A 15,511-nucleotide genomic window follows, 5' to 3' on the forward strand; every position below is an offset into this window, starting at 1 on the left:
TTTCTGGATCGGCATGACGGCACTTATCGGGGCGGTCGGTCTCACATCTCTGACACTCCTTGCCAACACTCTCACGCAAGGGCCGATAAGCGATACCGTTGCCCACAACATGGCACGCAATGGTCTGCTGCAAGCAGCGCGTTGCAATGCCGANAGGGCCGATAAGCGATACCGTTGCCCACAACATGGCACGCAATGGTCTGCTGCAAGCAGCGCGTTGCAATGCCGACTTGCGCCTGCAGGTGCAATCGGCCATTCTTACCGTCGGTGCGTACCTTGTCGTCAGGCAGGAGGCTACGGCCGGGGTCATGATTGTCAGTTCGATCATGATGGGGCGTGCGCTGGCTCCGGTCGATCTGGCCATTTCAAGCTGGAAACCCTTCCTCATGGCGCGCCAGAGTTGGGCGCGGCTGGAGGACCTCTTGGAAAAGGTTCCTGAAACCGCTCCTGTTGTGCCTATGCCTGCACCTGAACGCGAACTGCGCCTCGAAAGCGTGACAATTGTTCCGCCCGGCGAAAGCAAGCCGACCGTGACCGGCATTGCGTTTGCCATTCAGGCGGGAAGCGCACTCGGGGTCATCGGTCCATCGGGCTCGGGCAAGTCGACACTCTCGCGCGCCATCGTCGGCGCATGGACGCCGGTCGCCGGGAAGGTTCGCATCGACAGCGCAAGCCTCGATCAATGGGACCGGGAAGCACTAGGCCGTCATATCGGCNGTCGCCGGGAAGGTTCGCATCGACAGCGCAAGCCTCGATCAATGGGACCGGGAAGCACTAGGCCGTCATATCGGCTATCTGCCGCAAGGTGTTGAACTGTTCGACGGCACCATTGCCGAAAACATTGCTCGTTTTGAACATGATCCTGACCCTGAGGCTATTGTCGCCGCGGCGAAAGCAGCGGGCACGCACGNCTCCGATTTGAGCACGGATACGAAACTCCGATTGGTGAGGTCGGATCGGCACTTTCCGCCGGGCAGCGCCAGCTTATCGGTCTTGCCCGTGCCCTTTATCGAGACCCTTTCCTTGTCGTGCTGGATGAACCCAATATCCATCTCGACGCGGAAGGCGAAGCTGCAGTCGCTAAGGCGATCGCCTCTGTGCGCGAGCGCAAGGGCATTGCGGTTGTTGTCTGCCATCAGCCGAGCGTCATCCGCGCCGTGGATTTGGTGTTGGTGATGGAAGGTGGACGGCAGCGATCATTCGGTGCGCCTTCCAAAGTCCTGAAGGCCATCGAGTCTACACAGGATAACGTGGCAGAGCGCGCTGACATGGAGGATACCGGTGTCCGGCATTGATCAGAACAATGACGTTTCAAGCTCCATTCGCCGCCACCTGGTGGCGGGCTTTCTGGCGAGCGTGATCTTTGTGGGAGGAGCCGGAGCCTGGGCGAACTTCACGAATCTCTCCGGTGCGGTTGTAGCGTCCGGACACTTTGTCGTCGTTTCCTATGTCAAGAAGGTGCAGCACCCGACTGGCGGGGTGGTGGGAGAAATCCTGGTGCGCGAAGGCGATAAGGTAAAAGCCGGCGACATCCTCATGCGGCTCGATGCCACCCAGGCGCGCGCTAATCTCGCCATAGTCACCAAGCGGCTCGATGAGCTGGCCGCCTACCTAGCTCGACTCGATGCTGAGCGTGACGATCTCGCGGAAATCCCCTTCCCGGACTGGCTACTCGCCCGAAGAGATGTTCCGGACGTAGCTTCGGCAATAGATAGCGAGACGTTGCTGTTCGAATTCCGCAGGCAATCCCGCGACGGGAAGCAGGCGCAATTGGCGGAACGCATTACTCAATATCACCACGAGATCGAAGGACTCAAGGCGCAGGAAATTGCCTGTGAAAAAATGATCGAGGTTCTCCAAAAGGAAATTGCTGTTCTAAGTGGGCTGCGCAACCAAGGCATTGTCTCGGACCAACGGTTGAACAGCCTGAAGATCCAGGTTGCCACTTTCGGTGGCGAACGCGGTGAGAAGATCGCAGATCAGGCACAGACGGCAGCCCGCATAGCCGAAACGCGCCTGCAGATCCCGCAGATCGATCAGGATTTCAAGTCGGAAGTGGGCCAGGAGCTCAGAGAGGTTCAGGCGCAGGTCGGGGAGTATGTTGAGCGCAAGGTGGCGGTTGAACAGGAACTGCGGCGGATCGATATCGTCGCGCCGCAGTCAGGCACCATTCAACAACTCGCAATTCATACGGTCGGCGGAGTGATCACGCCCGCCGATCCGATCATGCTAATCGTGCCGGAAGGCGACGATCTTGCGCTTGAAGTACGAATCACCCCGAAGGACATCGACCAAATCCAGCTTGGTCACAAGGCCGTGCTGCGGATGTCAGCCTTCAATCTGAGAACCACGCCGATATTGAACGGATATGTCAGCCGGATCGCAGCCGATCTGGCGACGGATGAAAAAAACGGCATTTCGTACTACCTGGTGCGCCTGTCGGTTCCGCAGGCGGAACTGACGAAGCTCAAGGGCCTGACGCTCGTGCCCGGTATGCCGGCCGAAGCGATGGTCCAGACGGGTGAGCGTACGGCGCTTTCCTATTTCGTGAAGCCGCTGTCGGACCAAATCAGTCGGACATTCCGGGAGGAATGAAATAACCCCACAGGAATCTATTGTTGCTATTTCTGTTGGTTGTCCGCATGCTATGTGCGTGGTAAGATCTGAAAGCACAGACATTTCCTACTTGCCTCTGGGCACCGCTTGTTTCTGTAATATTCAGCTGATGTTGCACCATGTTGCAACTGAGTATCCTTGGTTTCCAACGGTTTTTACTGGTGCGCGGCTGATGGACGCGACATGAAACGCGACATGAAAAACCCGCCACCAGCCGCAGCGGGCTGTTCGTTTCTCTTCTGCGGAATGAAAGTCAGTCAGTGCCGCGTGGCTGACATCGCCTCGAACATATCCCAAGCCGCATCTCGGTTTCGGTGCTTGCCGGGAATGGGGACCCAGCACTGCTTCGCAAAGATCCGAGCTTCTAGATCGTCAGGATGCGTATCGGTCACAAGCGCCGCCCAGTCCCACTTCCGGGCTTCGCGGCGCATCACGTCGACCACAAACCAGCCGGAAGGCGGTCGATCACCTTCGGTCGTTCGCATGGCAGTTTCCTTCTGAACGAAAGATCATTGCCGTTCACTCAGCGGCCTGAAGTCAATGCCGACAGTCTGCAAGACGAGCAGCGCACGCGTGGCTGGCGAGGGCACCGTTTCCCATGTCGGGCTACAACTCTCGGTCATCGTAGCGGGAAATGGTAATGCGCCGCAAGAGTGTTGCAGGGCACGAGGGCTGTTTGGCGGTAGGGGTTGCGCTCGCGAGGGTAGATGTCGCGCATAAGCAGCAGACGTTCGAAGAACAGCCACTCACTGTAGGCTTGCAGCAGTTCCTCCTCGGAGGGCAGAGGCGCCGGTTGCGGCGAGACATGCGCCGCGGCCGCGCCTCTTATGGCCGGAATAGAGGCGATGGCACCGAGCAGGGCGCGGGAAAATCTTCTAAAGGGAAGGCAGCGGCCATAGCTTCGCCGGCCTCCAGAAGAGGGGTGTTAGGCATTTGGGTCTGCATTTGCGATAACGTTTGCACTAATGGTATAAGGCTGCACGTATCGTACAGTCACTTTAATGTAAGGTTTAACTAAAATGACACTTTCGCCATCTCAATGCCGGGCAGCCCGGGCGCTTGTTGGATGGTCGCAGGATCAGCTGGCAGCGGCCTCCCAGGTGGCCAAGACGACCATTGCCAATTTCGAAGCTGGCAAGCGGACGCCATACGACCGCACGTTGGTCGACCTGCAGGCCGCTCTGGAGGCTGCCGGGGTTGAGCTCATTCCGCAGAATGGAGGAGGCGCCGGCGTGAGGCTCGCAAAGCCGTAGCCGGGCCGGCGCTTGCGTTCGCGCTCAACCGACGCGAAGCTGCCTTTTGAGGAACGGGAGGGCATACGTATGGCAATCAGATATCGGGCGACGACAACGATCCGGCTCAACACGGATGGCAAATGGGGTGCTTGGATGTTGATCGTGTCTCCGCTGGTGCAGGCGATTAGCTGGTACTACTATTTTGCGAAGCCGGACTATGGATGGCTCGGCCTTATTGCCCTCACCAGCGTGACAGTGCCCTGCGGCTTCGTGCTGCTACTGATCGGCCGCGACTATGACAGTATCGTAGACGAGACGAACTGACGCCTCGCCGATGGAGCGGCGCGATGCCCAAGGACAATACGTCTGGCATGCAGCGGGGGGAGGAAGACCTAGGCTGGCGCGTCCCGATGGGCTTTGCCGCGTCGCTCTGGCTGCATTCCTGCATAGAGCGGACGTTCAAAGACCTGGATATCGAGGATGACGCGGTGGCGCGCTGGCGGCCCTTCAATGGCAAGCAGTCCATCGTGATCGACCCCCATCGTTCGTTCGGTCAGCCGATCGCCTCCAAATATGGCGTCCCGACCGTGGCGCTTGCGCAAGCTGTAGAAGCCGAAGGATTTGTGGAAAAGGTGGCGCGCCTTTTCGATGTCTCAGCTACCGCTGTTAGAGACGCCATGAAATTCGAAGAGAGCCTTCAGAGTGCCGCGTGAAAGCCCTGGTCGACGAAAACCTGTCGCCCGCTCTCGCCCGTTCGCTAAATGCCCTGTTCGCCGGGGAGCATGAGATCGTCCATATCAGAGAGAAGTTCGGCCCCGGCGTGAAAGATGTGGCCTGGATCGCCCAGCTGAGCACGGAGGGGGCGTTGGATCGTCATCTCTGGCGATCGACGCATTACCCGGAACTCGCGGGCGGCGCGATGTTCGAACTTCCAATAAAGAGCACGCGCATCGAGCAACTGAAGGTGTAGTCTAAAGGCAATCGCTACACTTTCGCTTTCCGCCAGCCCGCCCACCACGCTTCCCATTGTGAGCAGAACCAGCGCTCTCCTCGAGCTGGGTTGACGCGCGTAGCAGAGTAATATTCCTGCCCCGGCATATGGTAGATATGCTCGCCGCGCTCGTTAATGTTGCCCTTGATATCGCAGCCCGCCTCGCGGACAGCCGCGTTGCTGGCCGACGAATCGCCGCCATGGTGAACGCGCGGCAGCTCGTGCCGATCGTCGCCGACTGCAAGATAGCCCGCGGAAGTCGCCCCGAGCATCACCAGAACGGCGGCGAGACGATAGCGGAAAAGCGAGCGCCACCAAGGCCGTCGCCTCTGCAACCTCCTGGCATGAACAGAATTGCCCATGATCCCTTCCCCGAGGCGAGAATGCATCGTCTGAAGCCGGGAGTCCAGTATCAGGCCGCAGCGCTGTAGCCCGCTTCCTTGATGCGGCGCCCGCGACGCTCAGGCGCGAGACATGGTCGGCACGACCGCTTCCCTCCTGATGGTGGCGCTTGGCGCCTGGCCCTATCGCTCCCGTGAGAGTAGGCCAGGAGGTCAGGCAGCGTGGCATGTAGGACTATGGTCCGCGTTGCGGCGAACCCCATCAAGCGGAGATCGCCAATGGCCCAGAACCAAACCTTCCGAACAGCTATCTCGGGCTGAAATCCGAGCGCTTTCTGGCGGCAGCCGAAGCGGCTGCAAAAGAGCATCGTCGGGCCGCTTCTGCGATCGATTGCGCTCAGAAGACGGACCCCGTCAACTCCACAATACAAGTATTTGACCCGGAACATTAGTGGTCCCTTAAGCACTTCTCCACAAGCGGTACTTGTCCGGCTTGGCGCGTTTTGCTAATGAGTCCGTACAAACGGGGGTTTGGATAATGTCGAAACGCAATTTCCTGTCACCAATGGCCTTGTCGGCCACGATGATTCTCGGCGGCCAAGTTCAGGCTGCAGTCCTTGTCGAATCGGCAAATCAGCCTTCGACCAAGCTCGCTGAAGCTGGCACTGTCCCGGCGGACCTCGGCTACGGTGAGGTGCTAGATCGCTCAAATGGTACGGACGTTATCATGGCGTACCACACCAGCCATTCGAGCCATGCTAGTCACGGGTCTCACTGCTCTGGCTACAGCTATTGTTGATGGCGGACACCCCTCGCGAGAGCGAGCTCGTCCAGACTGCCCAAGTCAAGTTTGATCTGTCAGTCTTCAGCCTCGACTGTGTAAAGCGCGCAGCGTATCGGGTAACCGGCAACGCTGCGGTTGAGATCACGATCGAGGGCGGCTTCGCAGTATGCACGATCAACTTCAGCAAGGCGGCCGCGCGAACTTCGGCCGACGCAGCGGTAGAAAGACTGCGGCTAGAGGTCTTGGATCAGGACCTGCGTAGCAGCATCGCCGCCGAAACCGCCACTGTTAGAAACGCGATACTGGCGCTTGCGTTTTCCAGATCGGGCCTGCAGTCCGATGACTAAGTTTGCTCCGGCAACTGAGTTCCAACGACCGTTGGACGACACTTATCAGCTCGCGTACTTTCGTTTTTCCCAGTTGGACGACGAGCGGTATGTGCTGACCAACCAAGCGGGCGAATATCTGCTATTGCCGCGCGCCGTGCTGGCTTCGTTTATCAGGCACGAGCTTCCCAGCACACACCCCGCCTACTCCCGCCTGCGCAGCAGGCAGTTCCTCTTTGATGCATCCTCCAATATCGGCAAGGAGCTGCTGGCGCTGAAGGTTCGGACCAAGGCAAGAAGGCTTGAGAACTTCACATCGCTTCACATCATGGTCGTGTCTTTGCGGTGCGAGCACTCCTGCCCCTACTGTCAGGTATCTCGCCAAAGCGAAGATCGTTCAGCCTTCGATATGTCAGAGGAGACTGCCGAGAAGGCGTTGGCGCTCATTTTCCAGTCTCCAAGTCCGGCTATCAAGATCGAGTTCCAAGGCGGCGAGCCGCTCCTGAATTTCCCGTTGATCCAACACGTCGTGCATCGGGCTGAAGCGATCAACAAGGTCGCCGGGCGGTCGCTGCAATTCGTCATCACGACGAATCTCGCCGTCATCACCGACGAAATCTTGGAATTCTGTCGCGTGCACAGGATTCTAATTTCAACGTCGCTCGACGGACCGGCCACTCTTCACAATGCCAATCGACCGCGCCCGGGAAAGAACAGCTACGAATTGGCTGTGGCAGGTATCCACAAGGCCAGACTGGCTCTCGGCCATGAACGCGTCAGCGCACTTATGACAACGACCAAAGCCAGTCTTCCACTGGCGCGCGAGATCATTGACGAATACGTGCGGCTAGATTTCCCCGGAATATTCCTTCGGCCGCTTTCCCCTTACGGCTTCGCGGTCAAGACGAAATCGTACGCAGCCTATGACGTGGACCGCTGGCTCGATTTCTACTTCGACGGGCTGAATTACATCCTGGAACTGAACCGTAACGGCATTCCTTTCAAGGAGTTTTACGCGGCCACCATCCTTACAAAGATGCTCACGCCTTTCGAGCCAGGATATGTGGATCTTATGAGCCCGGCAGGCATCGGTATCTCCGCCGTCGTCTATAACTATGACGCCAGCGTCTACGCGTCCGACGAAGCACGAATGTTGGCCGAAATGGGCGACAAGACATTTCTGCTCGGGAATGTCCACGAAAACACCTATGGCGAGATTTTCGGGTCCGACGCTCTCCTCGATCCTATCGAGCAATCTTTTGCAGGCTCCGTACCGATGTGCGCCGACTGCGCTTACGAGCCGTTCTGTGGCTCCGATCCAGTATTCCATACCGCAACGCAGGGCGACTTTGTTGGCCTCAAAACGCGGTCGGGATTCTGCAATCGCAATATGTCGATCTTCAAGAGGCTGATCGGCCTTATGGAGAGGGACGTTACCGCCCGAGAACTCTTTCTAAGTTGGGCGAATTAGGATGTTGCGACTGAGTGGCTTCGCTGCGTCAGCAAGCGTCGGTGATTTCTCACAGCGAGTGGCACTTAGGCTCGTGACGGGCCAAGCTGACCAAGCGCCTAACCGAGAACATGATGCGTACCTTTTCAAGGGGCAGACGTTTCATCCTGAATGCCAGTGGGTTGTCACCTTTGAGGAGCATCGGCCGGAAGCTGAGCGACTGTTTTCAGACCGACGACTAGTCGTTCTGCCCCACGAGTTCGACTACCTTTGCGAAGGAGACGTCATCCGCTTTGTGCCGGATCGGAAGGCAGTGCGTGTCCTGTTCAGAAAGGATGCCAACGCGAACTATTTCCTCGTAACGGAGCGGTGCAACCACCTGTGTTTGATGTGCTCCCAGCCACCCAAAGACGTTGATGATCGCTGGTTGGCGAGGGAGATTTTGGATGTGCTGCCCCTGCTGCCCGTAACGACCCCGTTTCTCGGGATCACTGGCGGTGAGCCAACGCTGGTGGGTGAGGACTTTTTTGACATTTTGTCATCAGCTCGTGACCACCTTCCGTCTACGCCGGTTCATATTCTTTCCAATGGCCGGACGTTCAAGGATCGGCAATTCGCAGAGCGCTATCAAGGGATTGGACATCCTCGTCTTTCGGTCGGCATACCGATCTATTCCGCCGACCCGGAAGTTCACGACTACGTGGTTCAGTCCAAAGGCGCCTTCGATGAGACCATCCGCGGGATCATGAACCTGAAGGCCGTCGGGGCCGAGGTTGAGATACGAGTTGTCGTTCACAAGCAGACCTATGAAGGTCTCGTCGACCTGTCAGATTTCATTTTTAGAAACCTCACCTTCGTAGACCACGTGACGTTTATGGGACTGGAGATCACTGGCTTCACAAGGGCAAATATGGATAAGCTCTGGATGGACCCGTACGACTATCGAAGTGAGTTGCGGGCGGCTGTGCAATATCTGGCTGCGGCTAGGATCAATGTTTCAGTCTACAATCACCAGCTCTGTCTTCTTGATGGCTCTATCCACAAGTATGCAAAGCGGTCGATTAGTGACTGGAAAAATGCGTACTTGAACGAGTGCACAAGCTGCTCCAAGCGCGCCGAATGTGGTGGCTTCTTTTCATCTAGCCACCTTGCACGAAGCTCCCATATCTCGGCGTTTCAAACAAAATAGAACATCAGATTGGTTGAAAATTACGAAAGCCGGTCCCCCGGTGGGATAACCTAGCCTAAATCTTAGAAATACAATCTGTGCGCTGCTGACTCGGATAGCGATTGGAGAGAATATCACCTTCGATTTTAAAAATGCGTCCAAGGCGGAGCTTCGAATTGAGTATAAACGTATCGCCGATGAAATCGGCGACGATCAATTTTTTACAAAGAAAGAGCTAAATCACCTTCCGGAGATTCTTTCAGACGGTGAGCAGGTATTGGCATTCACTTCTGGGCTCATGGACGGCGACACGTGGCTCATCACCCTGACAGACCGACGTATCATCTTTCTCGACAAAGGAATGATCTACGGCCTGAAGCAGGCCAGCATAGGCCTTGACAAGGTAAATGCTGTTAGCGGCAAAACGGGGCTCATCTTTGGTTTGATCACCATCGAAGACGGAGCTTCGCAGCGGCACATCAGCAACGTTTGGAAGAAGACTGTTGTCAAATTCGTCAATAAGGTTAGGGATGCACTGGAGCAGAGAAGGCAGCCAGCTCCAGTCTACAATCAACCGCAGGGTACCGACGTGGTGTCAATGCTTGAGCGTCTCGGCGCTTTGAAGGCGAACGGAATCATCACAGATCAAGAATTCGAACAGCAAAAAAGAAAAATACTGACGGGATAATGGACTTTATAGGGGTCGTTGTCGGGATTATACTCTTCATCTCAGTTTATTTTTGCGTCGGTATTACCCTGCGCTTCATTTGGGAGTGGTGGATACTCGTTATGTCGACCCCATCGCTTTTTGCGGCAGCTCTGCTGTACGGGTGGATTGGTGCACTTGTATCCATAAGCCTTTGGGCCTGGACGCTTACCTTGAATAACTCGTGGCACTCGAGTGCGGTATATTTCAGAGGCGCAGATTGGCTTGATAGGCGGTTTAATTTCAAGGATACCTAGCCGCTGCGGTCCCTCGCCCCCAGAGCCGTTATGACTGTTGATGGGGCTTTAGTGTTTTTATCGAGGAAATTCAATGAAAGTAAACGTCATCGTTGACGGCAGCATTTCTACTCGGCTGCACCGCTTCCGCATACGCTGATTGCTTGGGTGAAAGCGACTACAGGGTCTGCACAGATTCCTATTCCGGTAAAAATGGGGATCAACATGTGAGATCGTACGATACCGAAGGGAATAACTATTCGATTGACACCGAAACTCTTCGCTTTCCGAACGGAGGCCAAGAGGTCACCAGTAGCGATAGCGAAGGAAACTCCTACTCCATTCGCTCCTGGAGAGACAGCACCGGAACTCATTCCGTGGACACTGAAGGCAACGAATGCACCATCACGCCATCAGGTACTATGATGGGATGCGGGGAATAGGTGCGATGCGATGAAGAAGTTCGGCGTCTTTGGCTGCACTGGTTGCGTAGCCGCCATTATCATAGGGTGGCTGCTCGGTGTGCGCATATTGGTAGTTCAACCGATCGGAGCCATTCCTGAGGGTGTAACTGCCATAGTATATGGGGTTCCGGATCTGCATCTCGTTGACAGTCCGGATGCCATCTGCCAACGAACCCAAGGGGGCGTCAGTCTCCTATGTAGAGGAATGACAGCTGCGGCAATTGCCAACCACGGCAAGATCCTTGCTCGGCTACCCTACAGCGAGATGCTTTTTCGTCTTAGCGGCGCTCCAGTTCTTGACCGGTAAGCCGGACGGCTTTCGATTTGCGCATATGTTGTTGTTGCACATCAGGGTATACTTGGAAGTGACACCAAAGCGTCGGGTTCAGCAGGGTTGCGCTGGGCAGCCCGGTAAGCGTCCGACACTTGCGGACGCTCCGTTATAAGACATTCCCTCTTCCTCTCGGGGGCGCGCGCGCCACTGTTCGACCCGCTCGTCGACCCATCCTACGGATGGAGCCCAGGACTTCGACTTGCTGGCCGTTTATGGACCGGCCGCTGGGTTGCTTTTCGGCATCGGCACACCAAGAAGCTTTGGACGCCTACGAGGTAGTGGCAGCTCGCTGAAGCGCCTAGCTCGCCTAATCACTTCGGATAAGATCGTCGTAAAGCGAGAGATATACGAAGCTCCGCCAAACGGGGGGTGCGGCTCGCAGCAGCAACAAATTTGCGTCAGGCTTCACGGAAGCTCTTGAAAAGATATGCCGAGCGCAAAGACCATACCCAGCCGTGGGACATGGCCGGTGCAGTTGGGGGTGCTTGTGGGGCTTAACCGCACCGGCCACTGCGGGAAGATATGAGACCCCCACTCTCTGCCTAAGATATAGGCATATTAGCAAGCGAGCAAATTATCTCGCAATGCCACCTTGAAGGCTCAACCGCGAAGCCAACTTAATTCCGAGAGAGCGGACGGAACTGGTGAGCGCTTTGTCGAACCCCGGAAGCAGTGAGCATCTTTGGGCATTGGACCTTGCCGACCTGCGCAAGGAGTTTGGAAAGTTTCGTCAAGAGCGCGGGACAACGCCCCTTGAGTGGGACGAGCACACCGAAGCTGTTCGTTGAAGAACGACGGGAACGCCGCCGGGAACCGGATTTGTCCGAGCCGTTGGGGAATGGCTAGGTGTTTGATCCCAGGCTTTGATGGCGCATACTTTTCGTCCGAATCAAAGGATGCGCTATGGGCCAGGTTCCGCNAGGTGTTTGATCCCAGGCTTTGATGGCGCATACTTTTCGTCCGAATCAAAGGATGCGCTATGGGCCAGGTTCCGCGCCTGCTTCCGAGGCTGCGCGGGCCATCCCATGACGAGTGAGGGACGCATCTTGGTCACCGGCACGGACCGCTGAAGAACGCGCCGGCTGTAGCGAAACAGCCTCAGAGCGGGAATGTTCCCGCCTGGCGCAAAAACACCCGTGGCTCAGCCGGCGGGCTCTGTTGCAGGGGAACTGTGCACGGGGGCGGCGTCTGCCGTCAATGCAGTTTGCCGACTAGCCGAGCGTATTCGGCTTCAGCCCTGCCATATGACCCATCAGCCAGCGCAATTAGNGACACCGAGCATAACTGATAAGAACTCGTGCGTAATCGCAAAGCTGTTCCCGTCGACGCGATCATCACACATCATCAGCCATCTTGAGAGCCTGTCGACTATGCCGCCTGCTCGTCATCCGCCGCGCAGCACGCGCCAGATAGACCAACAGGGCGTAACTAAGCGAGGCGAGCGCCGCCGCTGCCATGCCAGTGACGCCCAATGCGCCGAGGCCCATCAACTTCCACCGGGTCACCTCGGCAGAGACCGCCTCCACCTCGGTCATGTCTTCGCTGAGCGATTCACCGCGTCTTCAGTCTCGGCAAAACGCTCCGCCAGCTTATCGGTCTTGGCGTACATCTTCGATTGGCTGGCGGCTGGGCGCTGCTCGGATTGCTCGTAAGAGAGCGCGGCTGAAGCATCGCCGTCCTTTAATGTCGCGCCGAATCTCAGTTGCGTCTCGCTGAACGCCCTCCATGGACGCCCTTCATCGTTGGGCCACCAGGGTCTTTCTTGTTGTTTGAATAGCCGCCTTCGTGCGCGAGCACTTTGGCAGGCGCTTTCTTTTCGCGCGAAATTGCCACCGTTTTAAAGCGGGAGGGTCGGGATGCAGGTTTTCGATGACATCGAGGCGCTGCTGGATGCGGGTGAAGCCTCGACGGCACTTAAGGAAGTGCTGGCGCTGGTGCATCAATTTGGGCGCGGGTCCAGTGTCTTGGCGGGCGCGATCGACGACCTCATTATCGACCTGTCGACGCTATCATTGGCGCGCATGCTGGCTCGAAAAAGACTATTGAAGATCAAGTTGCTCGCACCTCGTCAGAGCGTCGGAGCGGCCAGCTAGAGATTGGTGGTCGCTATGAAAAACGTGTCGACCTGCTCGGTGCTCCGAGCGCATCGAAACCTCTCGCCATCATCGGTTCCGTACGGACGAAAGAGCCGCCTGACCCTGCGACCAGATGAAAGCTTGGACTTGCGGCAGACCGCAAGCAGTTGGAGCTTGAATTGCCGACACACTCTCAGGAACCGTTGCCGGGATCGCACTCCATTGGTCGTCGGCCCAGATCCGGCGCGCNGCTTGAATTGCCGACACACTCTCAGGAACCGTTGCCGGGATCGCACTCCATTGGTCGTCGGCCCAGATCCGGCGCGCGTCGCTTAAGGTGCCGGTCGAATATGGCCAGCTTCGCTTCGTAGCCGATCCGCACTCTGGACCTGCAGCTATCGCAGCTGAAACCGGCAATCGTTTTCATCCAGGATCCCCTTCTCACCATTGGGCACGAACAGGAGGGGCATTGGAATTCTATCGGTACGTCGCGCAGTTCATTTGATAGAGGCACTGTGCATGTTCTCCTCAGCGGCACGGCCACTGCAACAAAGTAGAAGGAGAAATGTTTCCGGCTTCGGCCATTTGCGCGAAAGAATCGGACCTAAGTCTAAATGGTGAGCGGCCTGAAACCCATTCGCCTTGCTATCGGCCTTTGCGTCGGAAATTGAAATAGCGAGGGTGATCGAAGGCGGCCCCGGGCGTGAGGCTGGCAAGTGGGGCCAAGACGGCGGCGGTAAAGCGGAGCCTGTGGCGATCAAATAACCGGTTCGCCCAGAATCTCGTTCACCCAGCTCATAGTTCTCAGCCCGTATGCCATTCCGGCGCAGTCGGCAAACCAGTCGAAGACACTCATGTCACGCCCTGTGACGCATTGAAGGATTTCAATCGCTGCGCCCGTTAAAGCAAGTAGAACCGCCAGCCGGACCACCTGTTGGGGCCAGCCGAGGCTACCCAAAGCTGNCGTGAGGCTGGCAAGTGGGGCCAAGACGGCGGCGGTAAAGCGGAGCCTGTGGCGATCAAATAACCGGTTCGCCTAGAATCTCGTTCACCCAGCTCATAGTTCTCAGCCCGTATGCCATTCCGGCGCAGTCGGCAAACCAGTCGAAGACACTCATGTCACGCCCTGTGACGCATTGAAGGATTTCGATCGCTGCGCCCGTTAAAGCAAGTAGAACCGCCAGCCGGACCACCTGTTGGGGCCAGCCGAGGCTACCCAAAGCCGACAAGGTGGCGAACGCGGCGGCGTGGTTGAGCTTGTCGTGATGAGACGTAAAGGCCAATCCGAGGGCGTGCANTCGCTGCGCCCGTTAAAGCAAGTAGAACCGCCAGCCGGACCACCTGTTGGGGCCAGCCGAGGCTACCCAAAGCTGACAAGGTGGCGAACGCGGCGGCGTGGTTGAGCTTGTCGTGATGAGACGTAAAGGCCAATCCGAGGGCGTGCAGCAGGTGGTCTGGCAATAGCGCGAGCAGCAGGACGACTGCCAACGTGGAGAGAAAGGCAGCCCTTGCCATGCTCTGATGAAAGCTGGACTGCGGCAATCTATTCGCAGCACTCCCGGTTCCTAGTTCTCGCTTCTCATACTGGTGCACTAGGAAGGGCTCCAACCTGCATCTGAGCTATGAGCGCGAACAACTGGCATGCTTAACAGGCCTCCTGATGTCATCAGGAAGTTCCATGAACAGCCTATGTCACTCTGGATGGTTCCATAGGGCGCTGCGAATGTCGCCCTCCATTGTGATGAGGCCGAGGGTTTCCTGCCGAAAAGGCGCGGCGGAATAGGCGAGCCNCCGACAAGGTGGCGAACGCGGCGGCGTGGTTGAGCTTGTCGTGATGAGACGTAAAGGCCAATCCGAGGGCGTGCAGCAAGTGGTCTGGCAATAGCGCGAGCAACAGGACGACCGCCAACGTGGAGAGAAAGGCAGCCCTTGCCATGCTCTGATAAAAGCTCGACTGCGGCAATCTATCCGCAGCACTCCCGGTTCCTAGTTCTCGCTTCCGATACTGGTGCACTAGGCAGAGCTCCAACCTGCATCTGAGCTACGAGCGCGAACAACTGGCATGCTTAACAGGCCTCCTGATGTCATCAGGAAGTTCCATGAAACAGCCTATGTCACTCTGGATGGTTCCATAGGGCGCTGCGAATGTCGCCCTCCATTGTGATGAGGCCGAGGGTTTCCTGCCGAAAAGGCGCGGCGGAATAGGCGAGCCNGCTGCGAATGTCGCCCTCCATTGTGATGAGGCCGAGGGTTTCCTGCCGAAAAGGCGCGGCGGAATAGGCGAGCCGTTGGTACCGCTTGCGCCCAGGTGCGATGCGTATCGTGCTGGGCACGGCTGGGCGGGAGCGGAACTCTTCCAGCCTTGGCCCGGCTGTGCAGCCGGGCCGACGCCCTTCTGAATTCAATTATCGCCGGCGTCGCGGCTAACAGACGAAACCGCTGTTTAGTCTGGTCATTCCTGCCTTGGTGATCTCGCCTTTACATATTCCAATCCTAGACGCTAGGCCAGCAGCGGCCACTCGCGGCTGTCCATCAACAATCCCAAACATCAGGNGCTGCGAATGTCGCCCTCCATTGTGATGAGGCCGAGGGTTTCCTGCCGAAAAGGCGCGGCGGAATAGGCGAGCCATTGGTACCGCTTGCGCCCAGGTGCGATGCGTATCGTGCTGGGCGGGAGCGGAACTCTTCCAGCCTTGGCCCGGCTGTGCAGCCGGGCCGACGCCCTTCTGAATTCAATTATCGCCGGCGTCGCGGCGAACAGACGAAACCGCTGTTTAGTCTGGTC

General features: G+C 57.3%; 16 protein-coding genes and 2 pseudogenes. 12 read left to right on the forward strand and 6 right to left on the reverse strand.

Annotated features, from left to right (window positions below):
• The first annotated feature begins 146 nt into the window (after nt 1-146).
• The 3 genes from X727_RS1000000169460 (at nt 147) to X727_RS135430 (ending at nt 2,595) form a co-directional block, all read left to right on the forward strand.
• Nucleotides 147-812 (forward strand): ATP-binding cassette domain-containing protein, encoded by a 666-nt coding sequence (locus X727_RS1000000169460; protein WP_245274253.1) that lies wholly within the window; start codon nt 147-149, stop codon nt 810-812.
• A 216-nt stretch (nt 813-1,028) separates the two neighbouring features.
• Nucleotides 1,029-1,295: a hypothetical protein gene (locus tag X727_RS1000000169470; protein WP_023698295.1), complete on the forward strand. Its 267-nt coding sequence runs from the start codon at nt 1,029-1,031 to the stop codon at nt 1,293-1,295.
• Nucleotides 1,282-2,595, forward strand: a complete 1,314-nt coding sequence (locus X727_RS135430) for an HlyD family type I secretion periplasmic adaptor subunit (protein ID WP_023724595.1) — start codon at nt 1,282-1,284, stop codon at nt 2,593-2,595. Before X727_RS1000000169470 ends, X727_RS135430 begins: the two co-directional genes overlap by 14 nt.
• Nucleotides 2,596-2,873: 278 nt before the next feature.
• Here X727_RS135430 and X727_RS135425 read toward each other — a convergent pair whose 3' ends face one another.
• Nucleotides 2,874-3,101, reverse strand: coding sequence for a hypothetical protein (locus tag X727_RS135425; protein WP_023672245.1), 228 nt, complete (start codon nt 3,099-3,101; stop codon nt 2,874-2,876).
• Between the two features lie 534 nt (nt 3,102-3,635).
• On the opposite strand from X727_RS135425, the pseudogene X727_RS0135135 reads away from it, so the two are divergent.
• The 4 genes and pseudogenes from X727_RS0135135 to X727_RS01000000165385 all read left to right on the forward strand — a co-directional run.
• Nucleotides 3,636-3,863 (forward strand): annotated as a pseudogene (locus tag X727_RS0135135) (helix-turn-helix transcriptional regulator); the annotation flags it as partial.
• Between the two features lie 75 nt (nt 3,864-3,938).
• Complete coding sequence (locus tag X727_RS135420; protein ID WP_023672248.1) at nt 3,939-4,175, forward strand: hypothetical protein; 237 nt, start codon at nt 3,939-3,941, stop codon at nt 4,173-4,175.
• A gap of 23 nt (nt 4,176-4,198) precedes the next feature.
• Nucleotides 4,199-4,564 carry a hypothetical protein gene (locus X727_RS135415; protein ID WP_023672249.1) on the forward strand — a complete coding sequence of 122 codons (366 nt, stop codon included), beginning with the start codon at nt 4,199-4,201 and terminating at the stop codon, nt 4,562-4,564.
• Nucleotides 4,561-4,821, forward strand: a complete 261-nt coding sequence (locus tag X727_RS01000000165385; RefSeq protein WP_023672250.1) for a hypothetical protein — start codon at nt 4,561-4,563, stop codon at nt 4,819-4,821. Before X727_RS135415 ends, X727_RS01000000165385 begins: the two co-directional genes overlap by 4 nt.
• Nucleotides 4,822-4,835: 14 nt before the next feature.
• Here the strand turns inward: X727_RS01000000165385 and X727_RS1000000167535 are convergent, their stop codons facing one another.
• Entirely contained in the window at nt 4,836-5,204 is a 369-nt protein-coding gene (locus X727_RS1000000167535) for a hypothetical protein (protein WP_023750018.1), read from the reverse strand.
• 777 nt (nt 5,205-5,981) lie between these two features.
• Between X727_RS1000000167535 and hxsD the strand changes: the two genes are divergently transcribed.
• The 4 genes from hxsD (at nt 5,982) to X727_RS0135145 (ending at nt 9,599) form a co-directional block, all read left to right on the forward strand.
• Nucleotides 5,982-6,314, forward strand: coding sequence for a His-Xaa-Ser system protein HxsD (gene hxsD / locus X727_RS135400; protein WP_023672253.1), 333 nt, complete (start codon nt 5,982-5,984; stop codon nt 6,312-6,314).
• Nucleotides 6,315-6,345: 31 nt separating this feature from the next.
• Entirely contained in the window at nt 6,346-7,764 is a 1,419-nt protein-coding gene (gene hxsB, locus X727_RS135395; protein ID WP_196815033.1) for a His-Xaa-Ser system radical SAM maturase HxsB, read from the forward strand.
• Nucleotide 7,765: 1 nt separating this feature from the next.
• A complete protein-coding gene (hxsC, locus tag X727_RS0135140) occupies nt 7,766-8,932 on the forward strand; it encodes a His-Xaa-Ser system radical SAM maturase HxsC (protein WP_023835545.1) in 1,167 nt (388 codons plus the stop codon).
• Between the two features lie 232 nt (nt 8,933-9,164).
• Nucleotides 9,165-9,599, forward strand: a complete 435-nt coding sequence (locus tag X727_RS0135145; RefSeq protein WP_280806465.1) for a PH domain-containing protein — start codon at nt 9,165-9,167, stop codon at nt 9,597-9,599.
• Between the two features lie 2,246 nt (nt 9,600-11,845).
• Here the strand turns inward: X727_RS0135145 and X727_RS1000000169475 are convergent.
• The 3 genes and pseudogenes from X727_RS1000000169475 to X727_RS1000000169880 all read right to left on the reverse strand — a co-directional run.
• Nucleotides 11,846-12,023, reverse strand: a pseudogene (locus X727_RS1000000169475) (Crp/Fnr family transcriptional regulator); the annotation flags it as partial.
• The gene (locus X727_RS1000000169480) at nt 11,986-12,186 is read right to left on the reverse strand and encodes a DUF1515 family protein (protein ID WP_023835548.1); all 201 of its coding nucleotides are present in this window, start codon (nt 12,184-12,186) and stop codon (nt 11,986-11,988) included. The gene X727_RS1000000169480 and the pseudogene X727_RS1000000169475, both read right to left, overlap by 38 nt.
• A 163-nt stretch (nt 12,187-12,349) precedes the next feature.
• Nucleotides 12,350-12,565, reverse strand: a complete 216-nt coding sequence (locus X727_RS1000000169880) for a glycosyl hydrolase 108 family protein (RefSeq protein WP_348524287.1) — start codon at nt 12,563-12,565, stop codon at nt 12,350-12,352.
• Here X727_RS1000000169880 and X727_RS135385 point away from each other — a divergent pair.
• Entirely contained in the window at nt 12,508-12,744 is a 237-nt protein-coding gene (locus X727_RS135385) for a hypothetical protein (RefSeq protein ID WP_023835549.1), read from the forward strand. The genes X727_RS1000000169880 and X727_RS135385 overlap by 58 nt on opposite strands.
• A 1,001-nt stretch (nt 12,745-13,745) precedes the next feature.
• On the opposite strand, the gene X727_RS1000000168685 is transcribed toward X727_RS135385, so the two are convergent.
• Nucleotides 13,746-14,009 carry a VanZ family protein gene (locus tag X727_RS1000000168685; protein ID WP_023835550.1) on the reverse strand — a complete coding sequence of 88 codons (264 nt, stop codon included), beginning with the start codon at nt 14,007-14,009 and terminating at the stop codon, nt 13,746-13,748.
• Nucleotides 14,010-15,511: the final 1,502 nt, after the last annotated feature.

Origin of the sequence: Mesorhizobium sp. L103C105A0 (assembly GCF_000502215.1) — a bacterium.
Taxonomy (GTDB): Bacteria; Pseudomonadota; Alphaproteobacteria; order Rhizobiales; family Rhizobiaceae; genus Mesorhizobium.

Coding starts and splice junctions, on each gene's coding strand:
- X727_RS135425 (WP_023672245.1), bottom strand. CDS start 3,101: ATGCGAACGACCGAAGGTGATCGACCGCCTTCCGGCTGGTTTGTGGTC.
- X727_RS135420 (WP_023672248.1), top strand. CDS start 3,939: ATGGCAATCAGATATCGGGCGACGACAACGATCCGGCTCAACACGGAT.
- X727_RS135415 (WP_023672249.1), top strand. CDS start 4,199: ATGCCCAAGGACAATACGTCTGGCATGCAGCGGGGGGAGGAAGACCTA.
- X727_RS1000000167535 (WP_023750018.1), bottom strand. CDS start 5,204: ATGGGCAATTCTGTTCATGCCAGGAGGTTGCAGAGGCGACGGCCTTGG.
- hxsD (WP_023672253.1), top strand. CDS start 5,982: ATGGCGGACACCCCTCGCGAGAGCGAGCTCGTCCAGACTGCCCAAGTC.
- hxsC (WP_023835545.1), top strand. CDS start 7,766: ATGTTGCGACTGAGTGGCTTCGCTGCGTCAGCAAGCGTCGGTGATTTC.
- X727_RS1000000169480 (WP_023835548.1), bottom strand. CDS start 12,186: ATGACCGAGGTGGAGGCGGTCTCTGCCGAGGTGACCCGGTGGAAGTTG.
- X727_RS135385 (WP_023835549.1), top strand. CDS start 12,508: ATGCAGGTTTTCGATGACATCGAGGCGCTGCTGGATGCGGGTGAAGCC.